The 19,415-nt window shown below is 41.6% G+C and carries 8 protein-coding genes; 4 read left to right on the forward strand and 4 right to left on the reverse strand.

Annotation, left to right across the window (positions count from 1 at the left end; genetic code table 11):
- Positions 1–201: 201 nt before the first annotated feature.
- Positions 202–8,226: an ExeM/NucH family extracellular endonuclease gene (locus MHN81_RS19495; RefSeq protein ID WP_239426479.1), complete on the reverse strand. Its 8,025-nt coding sequence runs from the start codon at positions 8,224–8,226 to the stop codon at positions 202–204.
- 782 nt (positions 8,227–9,008) lie between these two features.
- Positions 9,009–9,911, reverse strand: coding sequence for a hypothetical protein (locus MHN81_RS19500; protein ID WP_239426480.1), 903 nt, complete (start codon positions 9,909–9,911; stop codon positions 9,009–9,011).
- 358 nt (positions 9,912–10,269) lie between these two features.
- On the opposite strand from MHN81_RS19500, the gene MHN81_RS19505 reads away from it, so the two are divergent.
- A complete protein-coding gene (locus MHN81_RS19505) occupies positions 10,270–11,172 on the forward strand; it encodes a hypothetical protein (RefSeq protein ID WP_023401359.1) in 903 nt (300 codons plus the stop codon).
- Between the two features lie 193 nt (positions 11,173–11,365).
- On the forward strand, positions 11,366–12,853 hold the full coding sequence (locus tag MHN81_RS19510) for an FAD-dependent oxidoreductase (RefSeq protein ID WP_023401360.1): 1,488 nt from the start codon (positions 11,366–11,368) through the stop codon (positions 12,851–12,853).
- Between the two features lie 64 nt (positions 12,854–12,917).
- Here the strand turns inward: MHN81_RS19510 and MHN81_RS19515 are convergent, their stop codons facing one another.
- A complete protein-coding gene (locus tag MHN81_RS19515) occupies positions 12,918–13,484 on the reverse strand; it encodes a hypothetical protein (RefSeq protein WP_239426481.1) in 567 nt (188 codons plus the stop codon).
- Positions 13,484–14,314, reverse strand: coding sequence for a hypothetical protein (locus MHN81_RS19520; RefSeq protein WP_239426482.1), 831 nt, complete (start codon positions 14,312–14,314; stop codon positions 13,484–13,486). Before MHN81_RS19520 ends, MHN81_RS19515 begins: the two co-directional genes overlap by 1 nt.
- A 532-nt stretch (positions 14,315–14,846) precedes the next feature.
- On the opposite strand from MHN81_RS19520, the gene MHN81_RS19525 reads away from it, so the two are divergent.
- Together MHN81_RS19525 and MHN81_RS19530 are read left to right on the forward strand one after the other, a co-directional pair.
- Complete coding sequence (locus MHN81_RS19525) at positions 14,847–16,367, forward strand: hypothetical protein (protein ID WP_239426483.1); 1,521 nt, start codon at positions 14,847–14,849, stop codon at positions 16,365–16,367.
- 644 nt (positions 16,368–17,011) lie between these two features.
- Positions 17,012–19,204, forward strand: a complete 2,193-nt coding sequence (locus MHN81_RS19530) for an immune inhibitor A domain-containing protein (RefSeq protein ID WP_239426484.1) — start codon at positions 17,012–17,014, stop codon at positions 19,202–19,204.
- Positions 19,205–19,415 lie beyond the last annotated feature (211 nt).

Consider the following 19,415-nt stretch of genomic DNA (forward strand, 5'->3'; position numbering starts at 1 on the left):
ACAGGGGCGTCAGAGTGACGGGTTATTTTTCGTCATTGTGGGCTTGCCCCGCAATCTATGTTTGATGTGGTTATGGGCCCTGAATCAAGTTCAGGGTGATAGGGTGAAAGAGTATAGAGTGCTGGGTTAAATGGTTTCAGGGATACCATAAAAAAGCCCCTGAAGCGAAGGCGACAGGGGCTTATCACTAATACTTTCTTGTTATCGTCTGCGACGTACTAGAGCAGGGAGAACAAGTAGCAATAGGAATACAGGCATTGAACCGCTTGAGGTGCGAACCGTTCTGGTTTCTACACGTTCAATGATATCCGTTTCCTTTGTTGGTACTTTTACTGCTACCACTAATATGCCAGATGCGTTAGCGCCTTGCTCATCTGCCACGATATAATTGATAGTCACTTTACCTTCGCTGTTTAATGTAGGCTTAAAGGTGATTGCACTATCTGTAAAGGTCACTTCACCGGAGTCAGCTGTCGCACTGATAAGCGTCAACTTACCACCTTCAGGATCAGAGTCATTATTTGTCACGTCAACGGTCACTGTGTCGTTATTAAACACTTCAGCCACATCATTCATGGTAACAGGTGGTTGATTCTGCAGTTGAGCTTGTGCAACCACACGGACCACTACAGTTGCAGTACTTGTCCCGCCTTGACCATCACTGAGAGTGTATTCGATGGTATCAATACCGACAAAATCCAGCGCACTTATATACTGTAAGCTCGAATCAGCATTAATACTCACGACACCATGCACTGCTGTTGCGTTAACTATATAAAGAGTGTCGTTATCGGCATCAGTGTCGTTTGCTAGTACCTCCAGCATTACCGACTGATTAAAAGTAACTTCCAGTGTATCGTCGACTGCAACCGGCGCTACATTGTCACTTTGCACAACACTAACGCCACCTGGGTCAACAATTTTACCGTTTTTAATACCATCGGCATCATATTCACCACCGTCTACCAGTGTTAGCCTTACACACCATGCACCTTCAACCAAACCTTCCTGCCAGCTACTGTCATTAATACTTGGACAATAACCATGTTGGCCAATGGCTGAATGCAGTGCGTTGCCATTTTGCGCAGAGAGTGTGACCCATCCTTGATTTGGCAGGTGCTTACGATATTGCGCATTTGCAGGTATTGCAGCTTGCTGTGGTAATACAATTTTGACGCTGTCCATACCGCTTGGTACATCAACTACAAAGTCAAAAATACCACCGCGATTTTCCATACCATCATCCGCAGAAATTAAACCTGTTTGCGCTGCTTCATCGGCATTGAGCGAGGCTGCATTTTTGTTGCTTCCAAGACTCAAGCTACCTAGTGACATGCACACACCTGCTTCAACTTCAATTAAACCAGAATCCCAGTTATTGCCAGAAGAAGGCAGAATGTTACATTGTGCGTCAATTGGGTCTAAGTAGTTAGGGATACCATCGGCATCTTCATCTCCAAAGCCTTCTTGCGCATTATTAATGAGATCGCCATCTGAGTCTGCATTCATGTCTAATGCCGGTTGTTCTAGAACCACCTTGAATATCACACTTTGTATATCAAATAGGCCTGCATTATCAGTCACTTTTGCACTAATTTGGTAGACACCGGCAGAAAGCGTAGAAGCATCGATGCTGAACTGAGTTGGATCAGTACTTTCATTGCTCAAATCTGTTGGTGCCGTCCACTCGATGGTATGAGTGTCCGTACTATTTTGATCTATCACATCAGCTGTAATTGTGATTGGACCTTGCTCTGCGACCACAATCGAACGTACTTCATCTTGTTGTATCGCATTTAGAGTCAGTGTTGGTGCAATGTTCGACTCGACGATTGTAATTTCATGGCGCTGTTCAGCATTTGCATTTAGTTCACTGGTGTCCAATGTGATCACAACAGTTTCGTCTGCATCGTTAACATCATCAAGCACAGTTTCAATAGAGATGTGGCCCTGTGTACCTGACTCGATAGTGATCTGGCCTAATACTGACGCGTAGTCTTCTTCACCCGCAGTGCCTGAAACTGTATAGTCAATCGTGAGTGGATATGTAAAATGCTCACCACTGAGCACTACAGGTACTGTCGCCGTTTGACCTTCAACAACAACTTGACTTGGAGATGGTAGGCTTACCATTGGGCGTACGTTGACCAACTGCGCAACTTTTTCACACACATTGTCAGTACTACATGCCTGCCAATACACTTTGTTTGCACCTGAAGGCAAGAAGTTGTTGCCCAGTAACTCAACTGCGATAGACTCATCGTTGCTATCAACTGCTGTGGCTACGCCTAAATCGACCTTAGTAAGCAGCCCTGTTGCATTAACTGTCAAATCAGCCGGCACGGTGATCACAGGTGCAAATGGTTGTTCTTGACGCAGCTCCAATACAGCTTCTGCGCGACCGCCAAACCCATCAGAAATGGCATAACGAACCTGAGCGACACCATTGAATGTGTCATTGCTGCTAAATACAATCTGGTTGCCTTCAATCACCGCATTACCAGCATCGGTATTTACAGCGACCAATGACAATGTATCACCATCTGGATCGCTGTCATTGTCTAACACAGTTATTGTTGCTGATGATTGACCTTCAGCCAATTGCACAAAGTCATCTTTGGCAACAGGTGCTAGGTTGGCTGTACTAATTTGCACATTTACCGTTGCCTGTGCAGTGTCAGTGCCATCACTGATTGTGTAGCTGATAGTCGCATGACCCGTATTCAATGCAGGTGCTTGGTATTGAAGTACATTTCCACTAATTTCAACATTACCTATATTCGCATCTGCCGAAGTAATATGAAGCGTATCACCATCGATGTCAGAATCATTCGCAAGTACGTTGATGTTGGCTTGTAGTTTTGCAGAGACAATAGCTGAATCGTTAACTGCTGTCGGCGCGTCGTTTTGCGGTGCAATTGTGATAGCAACGTGCGCACTTGCGCTAAGCCCGGCATCATCACTGATCTCATAAGTGATTTGTGCTGTGCCGTTAAAGTTTTCAGCAGGCGAGTAGGTAATTGAAGAGTCTGAATAAGCCACTTGGCCAAGGCCTGAGGTGAGTGTTGCATTAGTGACTTTTAAGCTCGCAGTATTTTCGTCGCTATCGTTACTCAATACAGAAACCGTCACGCTGTGATCTTCAAGTGTATTAGCAGTGTCATCAATCGCGATAGGCGCTCGGTTTTTGGCAATAACATTGACAGAAATAGTTGCACTTGCCGTTTCACCATTACCGTCAGCGATGGTATAGCTGATCGTTGCCTGTCCTACGAAGTTTGCACTTGGTGTAAAGCTTACTTGAGCATCAGAATAGCTTACGTCACCTTCGCCTGAGATGAGCGTCGCGGCGTTGATGATTAGTGGATCAGAGTCTGCATCAGTGTCATTTGCCAATACGTCAATCGAAATGCGCTCACCTTGCACCGCATCAGCGGTATCATCATTTGCAACTGGTGCTTGGTTGTCAGGTAGTACATTGATTGCTAAATCAAAATCAGTGACAACTGGGTCGTGATCAGACGAGCGATAAGGAGAGTCAGAGAACCATTTACTTTGTTGATCTTCAGATTTGCCTTCTGTGTTGTAGTCTAGGCCAGCAGCTTCATCGGCATTTATATGCCAGTGCATTGATTGCACAATGCGTTCCATTGAATCGTTTGCTGTTAACATGTGGTCCAAACTACCAGCTACACCGCTGAAGTAGTATGAATAATTGTCACCAACGCCTTTTTCAATGCTGATATTTGTGAAGCCAGCTTTGTAAAACTCAAGCATCGGCGCTTCATGTGTATAGGCATTAAAGTCACCTAAAATGGCATAAACAGGAGAATTTGTGCTCTCACTTGATTCAACATTTGTTTGGGTAAGCGCTGCAACGACCGTTTTTGCAGCTAAGATACGTTGGCCATTACATGCACCTTCTACTGTGTCGTCCATGTCTGCACCACATGATCCACCTTTAGAGCGGAAATGATTCACAACGACACGGATACCTTTCCCACCGTTGATTGGCTTGAATGTTTGCAGCATAGGTGGTCTATGTGCCCGTGTTGCTTCATCAAATGGCGCCTCCGTTATGACGTGAGCGCTTCCTTGAGGCACAACACGATTTGCACGATAAATAATGCCAACAGTGACTGCGTCTGTACCAACTTGTTCTAACTGAGGATTTATAAACGCCCAATCATTCACATCATCGCGTTCATTCAAGCCATCAATTAGGTTCTTGATAGCGCTGCTGTCGCCGTAACCATTGTTTTCGATTTCCATCAGGCCAACAACATCAGCATCTGATGCCACAATTGCACGGATCACTTTACTACGTTGACGGGTAAACTCTTTTTCATTGTTTGCACCGCGACTGTTAAAGTTGACGAAGTAGTTCATTACGTTAAAGCTGGCAACACGTATATGCTGTTCTGACTTACGTTCGTAAGGTCTAGTGCGACGAGTATTGGACGGTTCAAAGCTTGGCAAGCTGGTTGGAATAAGCTTGTAATTGCCATAAGTGTAGTGGATAACCCCAGACATGTTAGATACTTGGTCGCCAGAGCGGAGCGGCGAATCTGCACTAAAGCCCGGATAGTAACTGATTTCTTCAGGGTTACTTTGTGTTGAGTTGTCATCAACAAGTAGACTGTTTCTTGCGTTTAAGTCAGCAAGCGCTGAGCGACGAGGGTCGTCTTTAGGGTACTTGTTGGTAGGTTGCATTCGCATGCCTTGAGACAAGTAAATCTCACCATATTTAGTAAAATTATGGCTAAGCGTTACATGTAACTTCTGTGGCATTGACACCCACATACCTTCAAGTGACTCTTGGTCAAAGCCTGCTGTAAACGGCAGATTCACTTGTGTTGGTGTGACTTGCGTTAACACATTTGTCGCACAAGAAAGCGTATTTGTCACAGCATTGATTTGCGTTAAGTCGTATTTTTCAACAACATTACCCAATACACGAACTTGCTCACCCACTGTGACCTTTGTATTTGTATCAGCAACAAAAATACCTTCAGATGTAGCGCTGTCAGAATCCGCATGTTGATCTTCTTCTTGAATGAAGAAACCGCCATGTTGTCCTGCATCTTGGAATGCTGCTACCACCACACCTTCAATCACAACCGACTGATCTACCAGTGGGCTGGCAGTTCCATTACCTTGAATTGCACTAATTAAAGTAGCAGGGTCATTACATACGCCAATCTCGACTTGAGGTGGTGGAGTTCCACCATCAGTACCACAGGCTAAAACGCCGCTACAGCCAAGGCCATCGGCAGTATTTTTCTCGAAACCTTCCCATTCAACACTTGGGTCAAAGCCATCATCTAAGGTTGTATCACCAGAAGTGATCCCCTCTTTGCGGCGCAGGGTTTTATCTTTGGTCGAAGTGTTACCGCTGCCCCATGCGCTACCAGGGTCCGTCCCAACTTGACCAAATACATCGGCAATTTGGCCATCAACAGTCAGTACCAATGCATCATCACCATTAAAGTAAGTGATGGTGCTCGTGCTGTCTTGACGGCTCTTAATTTCGTCATTTGCACTGCTGTTGGCAATAACATGAGTTTCGCCATGTTTTAGCTCACCAGACAGCGTTTGTGTTCTTAGCCCTTCGGTAGACAGTGGTTTACCATTGTCTGCCAATGTGATTGTGACACGGCTCAAATCTAGAGTCGCGCCGGTAAAATTTGTGATTTCAACCGCTTTATTGCTGCTGCTGCCTTCAATATATTCGGTGAAGATAACTTTACTCGTTTCGACCTGTTCACTGACCTGAATCGAAAACTCAGGCAGATTCACACTATCCGTATTGCCATCAGTTACACCAATGACGATATTATTCGTCACGCCAATATCTTGAGATGATGGAGTGCCCGACAATTCGCCATTTTGCGTGTTAAATGTTGCCCAAGATGGTTTATTAGTGATTGAGAAAGTCAGCGTGTCATTGTCTTCATCGTTCGCTTCTGGTTTAAAGCGATATGCAATACCTACAATCGCACTGGTACTTGGTGTTCCAGTGATAGTCGGTGGGTTTTTAATCGAACTTGAATCTACCACTTCAATATTAAAGCTTGGTAGAGACACGGTAGATGTACCATCGGTTACTGAGATTTGGATATGTTCATAAATCGCAATATCAGCAACAGCAGGTGTACCAGATAAATGACCTGTTTGCGTATCAAAAGTCGCCCATGAAGGCTTGTTCACGATCGAGAAGGTTAAAGTATCTTTGTTTTGATCAGAGGCCGTAGGGGTGAAGCTATATTGACGACCAGTCCCAACGATGAGCTCGGGTTGACCACCAATGACAGGTGCCACGTCGCCTAACTTTGGACAAGTTTCACCGAATAGTATTTCTGCAAACTCAGGGTTATCAACAAAAGGGTTGCGGTTACCTTGTTGCTCAACAATACGTTGGTGTCTATCAAGCTCTAGCTTATCAACGGTATCTTCACGATGCCAATCCATGAGGTTACAAAGCACGCCTAAAGTAGGTGAGCTACTCGCGCTAATATTGTTGACAAGCTCAAGGTCGGGCATGCTGCCGTCTGTACCATCATAGCGAACTGCCATGTAGAACATCATACGCGCAGCATCGCCTTTGACTGCATCTCTGGGCTCAAATGAGTCGCTGTCAGTAAAGTTACCTGGGGCGCCATCAACTGGGTTACCACCATCGTCATAATCTTTGCTGCTTCGCGTTGAGTTAACCTTTACATTTGTGGGTCTAAGGTGGTGAATGTCGGTGTAACCATATTGGTTTTCACTCGGGAAACCATGGGATTTTGGCCAGCTATGTTCACGGTTCCAATCCGTTGTGCCGCCACCGTTGGTATCTTTTGACTGACTTTTTCCTGTATAAAACAGCAGCACATTGTTTGAGTTATCTGGATCTTCATCGGTATACTTTAGCGCATCCCATACTTGCGAGTAAGTCATTCTTTGCTGACCTTGTCGCGCAACTAAAGACAGTGCGTTTTCTAACTCAGCACCGACTTTACCAATTGCTGAAGCATAGTACGTATTGTAATCATAGTTGCTGCCCGGTTTGTCTGTAACCGTAATTGAAAAGGCTGGTAGGCTCACCGGAGCATTGAAACCATCAGATACAGAAATGATGATGTTTTCATTATTGCCAGTGTCAGATTCCGCTGGCGTGCCAGCAAGTTGGCCTGAAGCCGTATCAAAAGTCGCCCAACTCGGCTTGTTGGTGATGGAAAATACTAGACTGTCATTTTCTAAATCGGTGACATCGGGTGTAAACGCATAGTTTCGGGTTGCCTGTACGGAGGTATTTGGCGAGCCAGATATTAGTGGCGCATCATTGGTGCCAGCTGCTCTTACCAAGATTGAGAAACCGTTAAGTGCATTTGTGACTGTGCCATCGCTAACTGTGATAACAATGTTGTCGTATATGCCCATATCAGCGGCTGTTGGCGTGCCTGAGAGTTTGCCTGTCGTCGTATCAAAGCTTGCCCAACTCGGCTTGTTTTCGATGGCAAACACCAGTGTGTCATCATCTAGGTTGGTGACAGTTGGAGTGAATACGTATGTGTCTGTGGCATTCACTATGCCTTTTGGCTCACCACTTATCTCTGACGGGATATTACCGTCGCCGCCACAGGCTGTGATACCTGAGCAACCAAGACCGTCAAAGGTGTTTTTTGCAAAGCCTATCCATTCATTGGCTGGATCAAATGCATCATCTATGGTGATGTCACCACTTTCGATGCCTATTTTGCGACGGAGTGTTTTATCTTTTGTACTGGTGTTACCTGAACCCCAGCTACTGCCTGGATCGGTACCAACTTGACCTATGCTGTCAACGATGGTGCCATTGACCATCAGCGTAAGTGCGTCGTCACCATTGAAATAAGTGGCGGTGCTGGCGATATCGCCAAGCGCTTTTAGTTCGTCACTCGCACCGTTGTTGTAAAGGACATAACTGCTGCCCGCTGCCAGAGTTCCGGATAGGGTGAGTGGGGTGACCTCATCCAACTTTTTACCATTTGCAGTTAGCGCAATACTGACGGTACTAAGATCGATACTATTGTTGCCAAAATTAGTAATTTCAAGCGCTTTGTTATTGCTGCTACCTTCGACATATTCTGTAAAGATAACGTTCGCATTTGCGTGGCCAATAACGACACTTGAACACAGCCCCATAGCGATGCAGCGGCCCAAGTATCGCAGTTTTCCACGATGCTTATTGTTAGAGTTCATATTTTTCCCGTGTGTTTATCACTCTGTTTTATCATTTGCGAGTTAGATTATTTTTAAGGGTGCAAATATTCCCATTAAAAAATGGGAGGCGAATATAATACTCTATTATGAACTTTTTATTAAAATTGCCTTAAACATAAGACATCTAATTGCAACAATTGATCGAATCTATTTATTAACACAAGTGCCGATTTAAGTATTTTAATAGGGACATTTGTCCTTGCATAACGTAATGATTAGTATGGCTTTCTATCGGGGTTGGATATCTGGGTGGCGTCAATCTCTAAGTCGTAATGCTGATTAGTTGTTGTCTAAAAAATTAACCTGTTAACAGTTTTTAATTTTTCAACTATTTTTATATACAAAAAAGAACGTTCTAATTTTCACAATTGTTTACGAAGTGAGGGGTTTTTAGCCAGGTTATATGGCTTTTTTGAATGAAAAATGGTTAAAAAACCGATAATTGCAATAATGGGCGTGGTGACCATCGACAGTGCACTATAGCAAGGTAGGTTTCAAACAGCATAAGAAAGTTCTGTTAATTGGTGACGCTTTTACCTTAATTATTGGGTGTGGCGAAAGACATTACTGCGGACACTCAATAACAATGCAGCTAGAAGCGCTACATCTTTAGGCAGTAGCTTTTTGAGGTTGTACTGTCACTTATCACGCCCAACAGCGCGCTGTTAAAACGAATAGTAAAACGTATAAGGGCAGCTATAACGGTCGAGGTTAAACACCTTTACTGCATGCTTGCCCTGAAATTGCTTAACTTAGTTGATCTATATTATTAGCTCAATATGTGGGCATTGTTGGACAAGAAATTTTTTTAAATTCGCCTCGTCTTGTTCCTCTTGAAAACCAAATATCATTAGCTTTTTAGTATTGTGCTCAGAGGCATACAGGATAAGATTCATGTATTCACTGGAAAAATGATTTATGGTTAGTGTTTTGGGCTGAAGTGCCTTTATCAATTGTTTGATTACAGGTTCATGAGCCCACAGCTGGTTACTGAATCTTATATTAAATGTATCAATAGGGCCTGAATTCAGTTGACGAACTCGCTCGAATGCTGGGAAGTAAGGACATGCCAAATGCTCACTGTTTTCCAGTACTTTGTTGAAATCACCGGAAACTGTAAAAACACGGATGCTAAAATCTTTATTTAATCTAAATGAGATACGACCTTTCAATTTTTCTTTGATGCATTCAATCTCCGCATCCCAATATTCTAGTTGACCGTATGAATCCCATTCGTGAATTTCATACATGCAGAACTGCTCATTCACAACGGATTCTACGACAAGTTCTTTTATCGCAGTTGAATTGTAGTAAAAGTGTGTGTTTTCACGGTGCATACCTCGTACAAAAACATCTTCGCTTGATACTCTACCTTTTGGATAAATGCAGTATATAGTCCCTGTATACCTCTCTCCATTTAAATACATGGGCTCATCTGTGGTGCAATCGACCAAGTCATCGAGTATGGCATGTGTTGTTTTATTTAAATAAGGCGGCTCGTAATCACATTCCTTAACGCCATCTTTATACATATGCCGGCTGGTTACAACCCCATCGGTATGGCTAATCGCCATACCCGTAAACAGGCTATTGTTATAGTAATAACGCGCTTGTTTTAACTCTAAAGCCTCAAAAAGTACCATTAACAATCCGTTTGTATTCATTGTCCCACCTTGTATTTGTCCATATCCGTTCCCATGCCTACCTTATTAAAGTGCCAGTCTACCCAGCTAACGTTGATGTTCCTACCTGTCAATTTGGTAGCGCCATGCTATTTTTGTTTACACTAATTAAGGACTTTAAAATACCAGCATCCATGATAGGGTGAAGAGTATAGCTTTACATATTGATAGAGTAGTTTTTTCTCGGTTAATCTGATTTTAGTGTTGTTTTATAATATTCTGTTAGTTTTTTAGCTCTGCTAATTTTTTTATAAACCAAGGTATTATATTGGTTGGTAAATTTATATAAAATTTTGTGTTCGTTGAGCTGATTTTTAATTGGTAGCTATTAGGATGAAAGTTGAAGTTAAACGTGGAAAGTAAAAAAATAGAGTTAATGGCATTAATGTATGCCACAGTCAATGATATGCGTGAAGCGGACTGGCTAAGTGATCCTCAATATGGTAGCCCAACTACTTTGGCAGAAGAAGGTGCTTTATATGATAAGTATCAGGAGCTACTTAGCGAGTTAATAAAGTTAAACCCTGACTATATTAACGAGGATATCCATATAGTTAATCAATATGGTGAAAGTTTGTCTTTTGCGCAGGCTCAAGAGGTGATAAATATTAAAATTAACGCTTTTGATAGCGGTAATAAAAAGCGTCGGCAGATACAGGCGAAGATGCATGAACAGCAGCGATTGGAACAAGATGCCATTAAAGCCAAGCGATTGGAAGAAGATGAAATTAAACATCAACAGCAGCAACTAGCAGAATTAAAGCAATCGCTTGCGCCATGGCGATGTGTTACACCAAAGAGCGCTGTAAATGAATCACCATCTCAAAAGCATCAGCGTTTGCAATCGCTGGCTGAGCGATATGGCTTTAAGTCTTACCTAGATAGCTTTCGTGAAGTGTATCAAGCGTTGCAACTTGGTACGCCACTGGTTGAGTTGAAGCGATATACAGTGATCCCTGAAGAAGACGGCGAACTGTATTCCCTACTTTGTATTGTTGAAGATTTTGCGATTTATCAAGGGACGGAGCGAAATATTGCTGCTGGTTCGAAATTCACCCGGCTGATTGCATTAGAGTGTGAAGCAGCACAGGTGTACGAACGCTATAGCACACTGCCCAGAGGGTTCTTTTCATTGCAAGGAAAAAAACGCTTTGCAGTTAAATTGGCGACGGACTTGGCATTTCAATTAGTTGAGGCTGAGCAGGAGGTATTAATATATAAACATCTTGGAGTCGCGAAGTAAATTCTCAACCATATCTTGTTGCAAAGAGAATATTTTTCTCTCGTTTGTACGTTACCATATTTTGTCCTTGTTAACATTGTAGGGACGTGGTAGCGTGCCCCCTCCTTTGAACTGCTACAGGTAGTTCTAGTCTATTGAAATATATAAATAAAAATATTTATTTTTATCGCGTTAAAATTTAATTGAGGTGTATATGAAGTTATCAGAGAGAAGGGATTCTTTGCGCATTGTCGTAAGTAGTGTGGTGTTTTCTACTGTATTGTCGGCATGTGGCAACAATGACACTGTTGATGTGGTGCATGTCCAGGCTAAGCCGGAACAAGAACCTGTGGTCAATCAAGCTGTGGTCGTTGGAGCTGGTTTGTCTGGTTTAACCGCAGCATATGAATTAGAAAGCATAGGCTACTCTGTCACAATACTCGAAGCTAAGGACAGGATAGGTGGTCGTATAGGTACATACGATATGGGACAGCAGCACGGCGAAATGGGAGGTGAGTTTATAGATGGTCCAACCGTTCACCAAGAGGTCCATCGTTATGCCAGCTTATTTAATGTTGAGCTTGCCGACACCGGTTATTGGGGGGAAATCGAAAGTGGTGCTTATTATGTTGACGGAAAGTTAGTCAGTTACACCGACTTTGAAAATAACTTTGATACTCAAATTGTTAATGATTACAACCGTTTTTATGAAGAACTGAGTTTGCTTGCCGATGCTGTGCCTGATGCAGATGATCCTGCACTGCTCGAAAAAGCTAAGGTATATGATTTAACCACGGTACAGAGCTGGATTGATGGTTTGCAACTTCACCCAGAAGCAAAACTGCTCGCGGAGCAATATGTCAGGGGGGATTTTGATGAACCTAGTGACCTTTCTTTGTTGCACTTAGCCCAGTACGTCAAAGTGTATGAGCAGGTATCTGATGACGATGTTGAAAGTCATCGTTTTTTAAAAGGTGGCAGAGCTATGGCGCAAGCATTTGCGGATAATATCGAAGGGGATATTCACCTTAATCAGGCGGTTGTGAAAATTCAAGAACAAGGTGAGCGAGTTACAATTGATACGGTATCAGGCGCCAGCTATGAAGCCGACGTTGTGGTGGTAACCGTGCCTTTGCCAGTGTTAAACAAAATTGACTTTTCACCACGATTGCCTCAAGCAATGAGTGACGCAGCAAAAAACATTAATTATGGTTCACATTCAAAAGTATTGCTGCAGTACAGTAAACGATTTTGGTTAGAGCAAAATCTCGGTGGAGATACCGCTGTTGCTGGTGGTTTGCCAACAGGCTGGACGTGGGAAACGACCGAACGTCAAGGAGGTGAAGGGGGGATTTTAATCACTTATACATCTGGAGACTATAGTCAGATACAAAAAGATTGGACAGATCAACAAATCATAGCAGCAAGACTCGATGAGTTATCCATTATGTACCCGGGTTCTGGGCAATATTTGGTTGATTCAAAGGTACAAAATTGGGTTGCTGAAGAGTGGACTCAAGGTGGTTTTATCGCTTATGGACCAGGGCAAATAACTAAATACTGGAAGTTATTTCAACAACCTGTAGGTCGTATCTATTTTGCGGGTGAGCACACTGACACGCTTTATTTAGGGTTTATGGAAGGTGCGGTTCGTAGCGGTATTCGTGTATCTCAGCAAATTGAAGCACACATGCTTAAATAGTATCGATTGACCAATATGAAACATCAAAACAAGGTCATATAGACCTTGTTTTGATGTAAGCAATTTAAGCGGCGGTCGCTTTCTCGCAAATAGCTGGTAGATTATTCAGCAATTTGGTGACCATTTGTGCTGTTGCACGCTCTGCTGATTCAACAAATTCGCTGTCGCCGTTAGCCCAATTTGTTTTCGAGTGAAACCCTCGAACATAGAATTTATTCGGTGCTTGGCCATTAACTGTGTAGTCAACTGTCGATACAGCCATCCCATTAATGTTCATCGATTCGTTGTAAGTGTAAAGCTTGTTTAGCTTTGGTGTAAGTTCAATTGTGATATCTCGAGGATGAGTCGGCAACAGTGGTGATAGCACATCTTTATGTACATTATCTAACCAGGCTTGAACGCCTGTTGCATTCACTGACCAACTTATCGCTTCTTTGTTATCACGAGCATCCGAGATTGGGTTAATGACATACTGACAATTTGATTCGGCTAGGCGTTGAGCAATTGTTTGGTGCTGCTGTTTAGTTTTTTTAGATAGCTTACCCACTTTCATCTCGACATCAGTAACAGCCATGGAATTAAAGGAGAGTATTGCAGCTGAAATTAAAATAGTTGAACGTTTTTTCATCATTATGCTTTACACCCTTTACTTAGTTTTTTGCCGAGCAGTTCATTGTGTAAGTTGATTAATGAACCATCGTTATCTCTTATTTGAACTCGGTTGCCGTCTTGAGCGGTAATTACACCTCTACTTTTATAATCACCAAGTACGTTGTATCTGGTGTATCTAGTTCCTGTAATACATGCTTCTTGATTGGCGACTTTGATATCTGCCTCAAGCATTTTTCTGATTTCAGAAAGCGCATTGTTAACAGTTGCTCTGTATAACTGTGAGTTGTTGTCTTTCCATAATCGGATTGAGTCAAGGTTACCTGTACCAACAGGATCTGAGATGAAAGTGAAAGAGTTTCGATAAGCTGGTTTAGAAACTTTTGCTTTTCCCGCTGTGTATAATGTGGCTGTTGTTTCAAATAAAACAACTTTGAAGTTGTCGAAAAATTGATAATGAGTGAACAAGTAAAGTGCAGCCTCACCTTCTTTTAAGGATGCTATTTGTGCTTTAATCTCTTTGTCGTTGAGATATTTTGACTCAGCAGTTTCTTTGGTGTCTGAGGCGTTAAATTCAGAGATTAAAACTGGGTTGAATTCTTCGACGATCAGTTTACGGAAATTTAGATCAAGCGTATCATTTAATAATGGTGCGGCAACACTGAATGCACCCATGGCTCTATCATCGTTAATTGATGAGTCAATAGCTGCTGCGATCAAGCCCCCACCTAACGCTCCAGAAGCATTTGAAAGATTAACCGCAGGTCTAACTTCGTCCTGAAGTACAAGGTTATATGTACTAGTTTGTTGTGCTGCATTTCGTGTTTCTTGTGTCATAGGAACGTACTTCATTCCTGAACACCCCTGTAATATTGCTATGACAGAGCTTATAAGTAGTGCTTTTTTCATAAGTGTTGCGTTTTTTGGTATTAAACCGCGCATCATAAAGTTAAAAAAATGTGTAGTAAAGCTGATTTGTTACAGTTTGTAAATGAACAATTCGCGCACTAGTTTATAAATAAAACCCATCACAGAAATCTATCGGTTTACTTGTGGCTTCATGAACTTTTTTTAACCTGTTTGTGTGGCGGGTTTATGGATACTTGTAAAATGGATGATTATTTTAATAATTTAAAAATATTATTTCACACTGTTTTTTGAAATATTAAATTTATCAAGTTGGCTTTTATTAGTGATGGTGAATGTTAATTGCTTTGTTTTGGCCTTTTAATCTCTGCCTTATATTGAAGGTGGTAGCTATTCAATACTTGGCCTCAAATCAAAAAATATGCTTATTAATATTGTTTTTCACAAAAGGTAATATGTTTCTTTAAGTTTCTTTTTCAGGTAATCTTCGGCTCGATTTTTAATATGGATTATATGCATGAATAAAATAACCCCGTTAGCTTTGTTACCATTGATTTTTACTTCTGCACACTCAATCGCTAATTCTCCACTTGATCCTATCACGAGTATTGATGGTTACTCGGTACAGTCAATTCAGTATGAATATGAGTCTATGTTTGATGGTGGTCATGCGGTCACAACTAGACCAATCATTTATGAACCTAGTGAGCACGTCAGTATCTTTGATATGAAGGTTTATGACGTTCCGGTTTCGTCTACATTGCAGCTCAGCTACCCAGTTTCTGACAGAAAGATCTGTCAGCCAATTAGTGGCTTTGGAACGCTTACATGTAAAACTGGACCTATTGCCCATGCAAATATTATAAAATCAAAAGATGGTATATTTGATAAACCGGTATACTTTATCTCTGGCCTGAGTGTAACTGCTAGCGGGATCAATAGCAGCGTTTATGAACTGGAGAAGTATTGGTCGACTCTCAAACTTAAGGATGTCTTCAAGCCTCTACTTGATGCAGGAAAAGACATCGTTTTTATCGGTTATGATACTGACACTGTGTATATAGAACTCTCAGTTGGACAGCTAATCCACTATGTTGAAACTCAGCATAAACAAGGTGATTATCACAGCACGATGATAGGTTACAGTTACGGTGGTGTTTTGGGCCGTAAAACGCTTAATCGTTTTGATGATTCAACATATCAGCACGGATTTGAAAACTATATTTCTATCGATGCTCCACATAAAGGTGCAATAATTCCGCCTTCTTTCATAGATACAGTTGCACGCATCAAAGGCCGTCTAGACGACGTAAATGAGTTGTGTAGTACTACTTTAAATATGGCTTGTAACGTGGACAAAGAAAGAGGCGAAATGGGGGCTTTGCTGACCGACATGACGGATGGGGTTGCTAAAAACCTCTTGGTTACTGGTGACAACGCCAATGCTTACTTTAATGAACTCGATAGACAAGGCTTGCCGTCAACTTATAACGTGGCGTTCTCAAATGGTAGTTACACTGGAACCAGTCAAGGGCTACCACTAGGCACTGAAATGGCGAAGTTTGAAAATGACTACATAGCATATGGAACAACAGAATATACACTGAAGATACAAGATTTAAAGTTGTCTTCAACTTCACCAAATTATAAGGCACCTTTCTACTATCGTAACTATGTGTTAGAAAATGCACCAGGCTCCTATGCCATTGATGGAAATATGGTAAATTCGTTCCTAAGAAAGCCTGACGGAACAGTGAAAGACAATGTCACTATCTTGCACACTAATTTACTGAGTTCGAATAAAGCACCGACTTTCATTACTACTGACAGTGCATTGGCGTTAGATGTAAGCGATGCCGATGTGGCATTTGATCTACACAGCGTAGCAACGCCTTTTGATAGAGTTTATGCAGTCGATGGAAAAAACCTGTCACATACTGACTTTACCTATCACAAAAGCTCTTTGCTTTATCAGATAAATAAGAAAGAGATTGATACGGCTATTACAGTCATAGCTTCTTCTGTCCTTTTAAAGTAATTGTATAACGACTCTATGCGTATTGTAACAATGGGTTGTAATACGCATTTTAAGGAGTGACTAGATAAATATTTTATTTACCCGTTTTATATAGTTATTGATGATTTTTGGCTCTCACCCTATAGGCGACCTATTCCATCTCATTTTGCTATCCTGAATTAGGCCTAATGATGTTCAAAATAAGTATTGAGATTATCGCTATTTCGCAAGTAAGGGTAGAATTGAGCAGGTTGCCTATTCGTACTATATCTTGCCTATAAACTCAAGGCTTGATATCTGCAGCACTCTGTATTTAGTTAGCTTTTCGGTGGAATATAATTATATAAACTCGATAATTTAAAGACGTTAATTTCTCTATTGGTATTAAGTTTATAACGAGAACATGCCTGATGAGATGTGATTAAAAATCTGATAGGTTAATCAATTCCTGATTTTTAAAAGAAGCTTTAAATTTAACCATATCTAGTTGTTATAATGTATCAAAGCCTGTGTTTTTCAACTATTTTTAAATAGTAAGTTAAGAGTTTTTTTAAATCCTTGTTATTTTCATGACTTTTATTCGTTTTTCATATTCAAGAGTTAGAAATGCCGTTGTTCGGTAAATACTCTGGCTGACAATCAAGTAAATAAATATGGAAAGAATAATGAAAAAATATACAATGAACTCGCTAGCAGCGGCAGTTATTTGTGCATTGAGTGGCTATGCTCAAGCACATTCGCATGCTGCACACACGCCTACAGATAACGTAACCATCGATCCTGTACAAGTACAGAAGCTTAAAAAAGATGCTGAATTACATAGAAATTTAACAGCTGATTTTAGTGCTCCATTGGTTGTTGATAATACCGCTGACGCATCACAGACCCGAGAGTGGCACGGTCCAGTAACAACACGTAAAGTGCTTACCATTTTGATGGAATTTGCCGACGTTCCTCATAATACGATAAAGCCAGAAAATATACCTAGTAGACATTACTATGAAAACTATACGCCTGAGCATTATTATGAGATGACCTTTTCGAAAAATGGTTACGAAGGTCCAAGAGGCGAAACACTACCAAGTATGCGTGAATACTTTCTAGATCAAAGTGGTGGTTCTTTTGACGTGGAAGGTGGTGTATTTGGTTGGTATAAAGCAAAATTTGATCATCCTTATTATAAACAGGACACTCATGCACTGATAAAAGAAGCTGTATATAATGTATTAGCAGACGAAAACTTTAATTTGAGCGATTATGACCTTGATAATGATGGTCAAATTGACCATTTAAGCATTATTCACTCAACATTAGGTGAAGAATCTGAGCCACGTGCACTGCGTCCAGATCCAAACAGCCCGTTTAATAACTATATTTGGTCTCACCGTCACTCAATTAATCAAGATGTGTTTAATGAATCAGTGGGTAAAACAGCGCGTATTGGCAGCTATGTTATCCAGCCAATTGATGCAACGATTGGTCTTCTAGCACACGAATTAGGTCATGATTTAGGTCTACCAGACGAGTATGACACTGTGTATTCAGAAGATAAACATGGTGGCGTTGGTGAAACTGTTTCTGCGTACTCTTCTATGGCTTCAGGTAGCTGGGGTGGTGTGATCAGAGGCACAAAACCGACGGGTTATAGTCCATATGCAAAATTGTTCTTACAAAATAAGTACGGCGGTAACTGGATCCAGTCTCAGGAAATCAATGCTGCCGAGCTAACAGAAAAAGGTGTGACGGTTAAGTTTTCTCAAGCTGGTACGAAAGGTTTGAATAACGACCTGGTTAAAATTGACCTGCCAGAGCAAACGAAAAAGATCTATGAGCCACTGCATGCCAATGCATTTGACCTAACAAGTTATAGTGCTATCTCTTTTGCACAATCAGTGAAAGGCACCGAAGCTGCGACATTAAGCTTTAGCTTAAACTCAACGCAATCTATTAATAGTGCTTTTGGTTTGAGACTACTGGTGGATATTCCGAGCGCAGGTATTTCAGGTGCTTTAGCACCGGCAAATGCAGCTGATTTAAAAATGGCATCTGATGGTAGAAAGATTCTTACTACAGGCTCTACTTGGACAACGGTTAATTACGATATTGCATTTTTGGCGCAGTTTGATGACGTAACTTTTACCGTTGAAAACTATGCAATTGGTGGTGATTCAACCTATGTCGCGGTTGATAACATTGTCGTGTCAGATGGAGACAATGTACTCAATGAAATCACTTCAAATACGCCTGAAAAAGTTAGCTTTGTAAACAGCGCATCGCTGTCTGATGGTACAATTCAATATACTCCGTACTATCTGTTAGAGTGGCGTCAACATGTTGGGTTCGATGCGAGCTTGAAAGAGGCAGGAATGGAAGAAGGCCTGTTAGTTTGGTATGTTGACCCATCTTATGTAATTGAATTCTTTGATGTACCAAGTGCTGATAACCTAGTGGGTGCACACCCAGGTGAAGGTTGGATTGGTATTGTCGATGCAGACAGAAATCCAATTCTAGAGTATGTGACTGAATACAGCAGCACAGGTCAGTGGGTAACGGATCGCAGCGTAACACCACTAAATAGCCGCAGGCAGATCAAAGATGCAGCATTTAACACTGTGCCGCAATTAGGTGATGCAGGGCGAACAACTCGCACCGATTTGGCCAATGGTGGCTATCTTGAAACGGTATGGAGAGACCAATTCACAAATGCAAATCCTCGCTTTGCAGATTGGGATGACTATACAAACTACATTCGCCCAGCAACAGGTAAAAAGCTGCCGAAGTTAGGTCTTATGTTTGAAGTCGTTGATCAATCAGCTGACGGTGCGACTGCAGACGTAAAAATTTCTAAAATGTGGTAAGTCTTTTTAAACAATTACGTTGTGCTTGAGCCTGGCAATTGCTGGGCTTTTTTCATTCTACAGTTTTAAAATTTAACTGACTTTGCAACGGAGTAACTCCGAGCTATCGCCCTATTCTTTGCACTTACCTCTCTTAAAATTTCCATAATATACGCTAAAAATACTCTATGCTTAGTCTAACGTATTCATTTAGTTGCGACATCGCGTTGGT

The organism is Pseudoalteromonas sp. Of7M-16 (genome assembly GCF_022347805.1).
GTDB lineage: Bacteria > Pseudomonadota > Gammaproteobacteria > Enterobacterales > Alteromonadaceae > Pseudoalteromonas > Pseudoalteromonas luteoviolacea_F.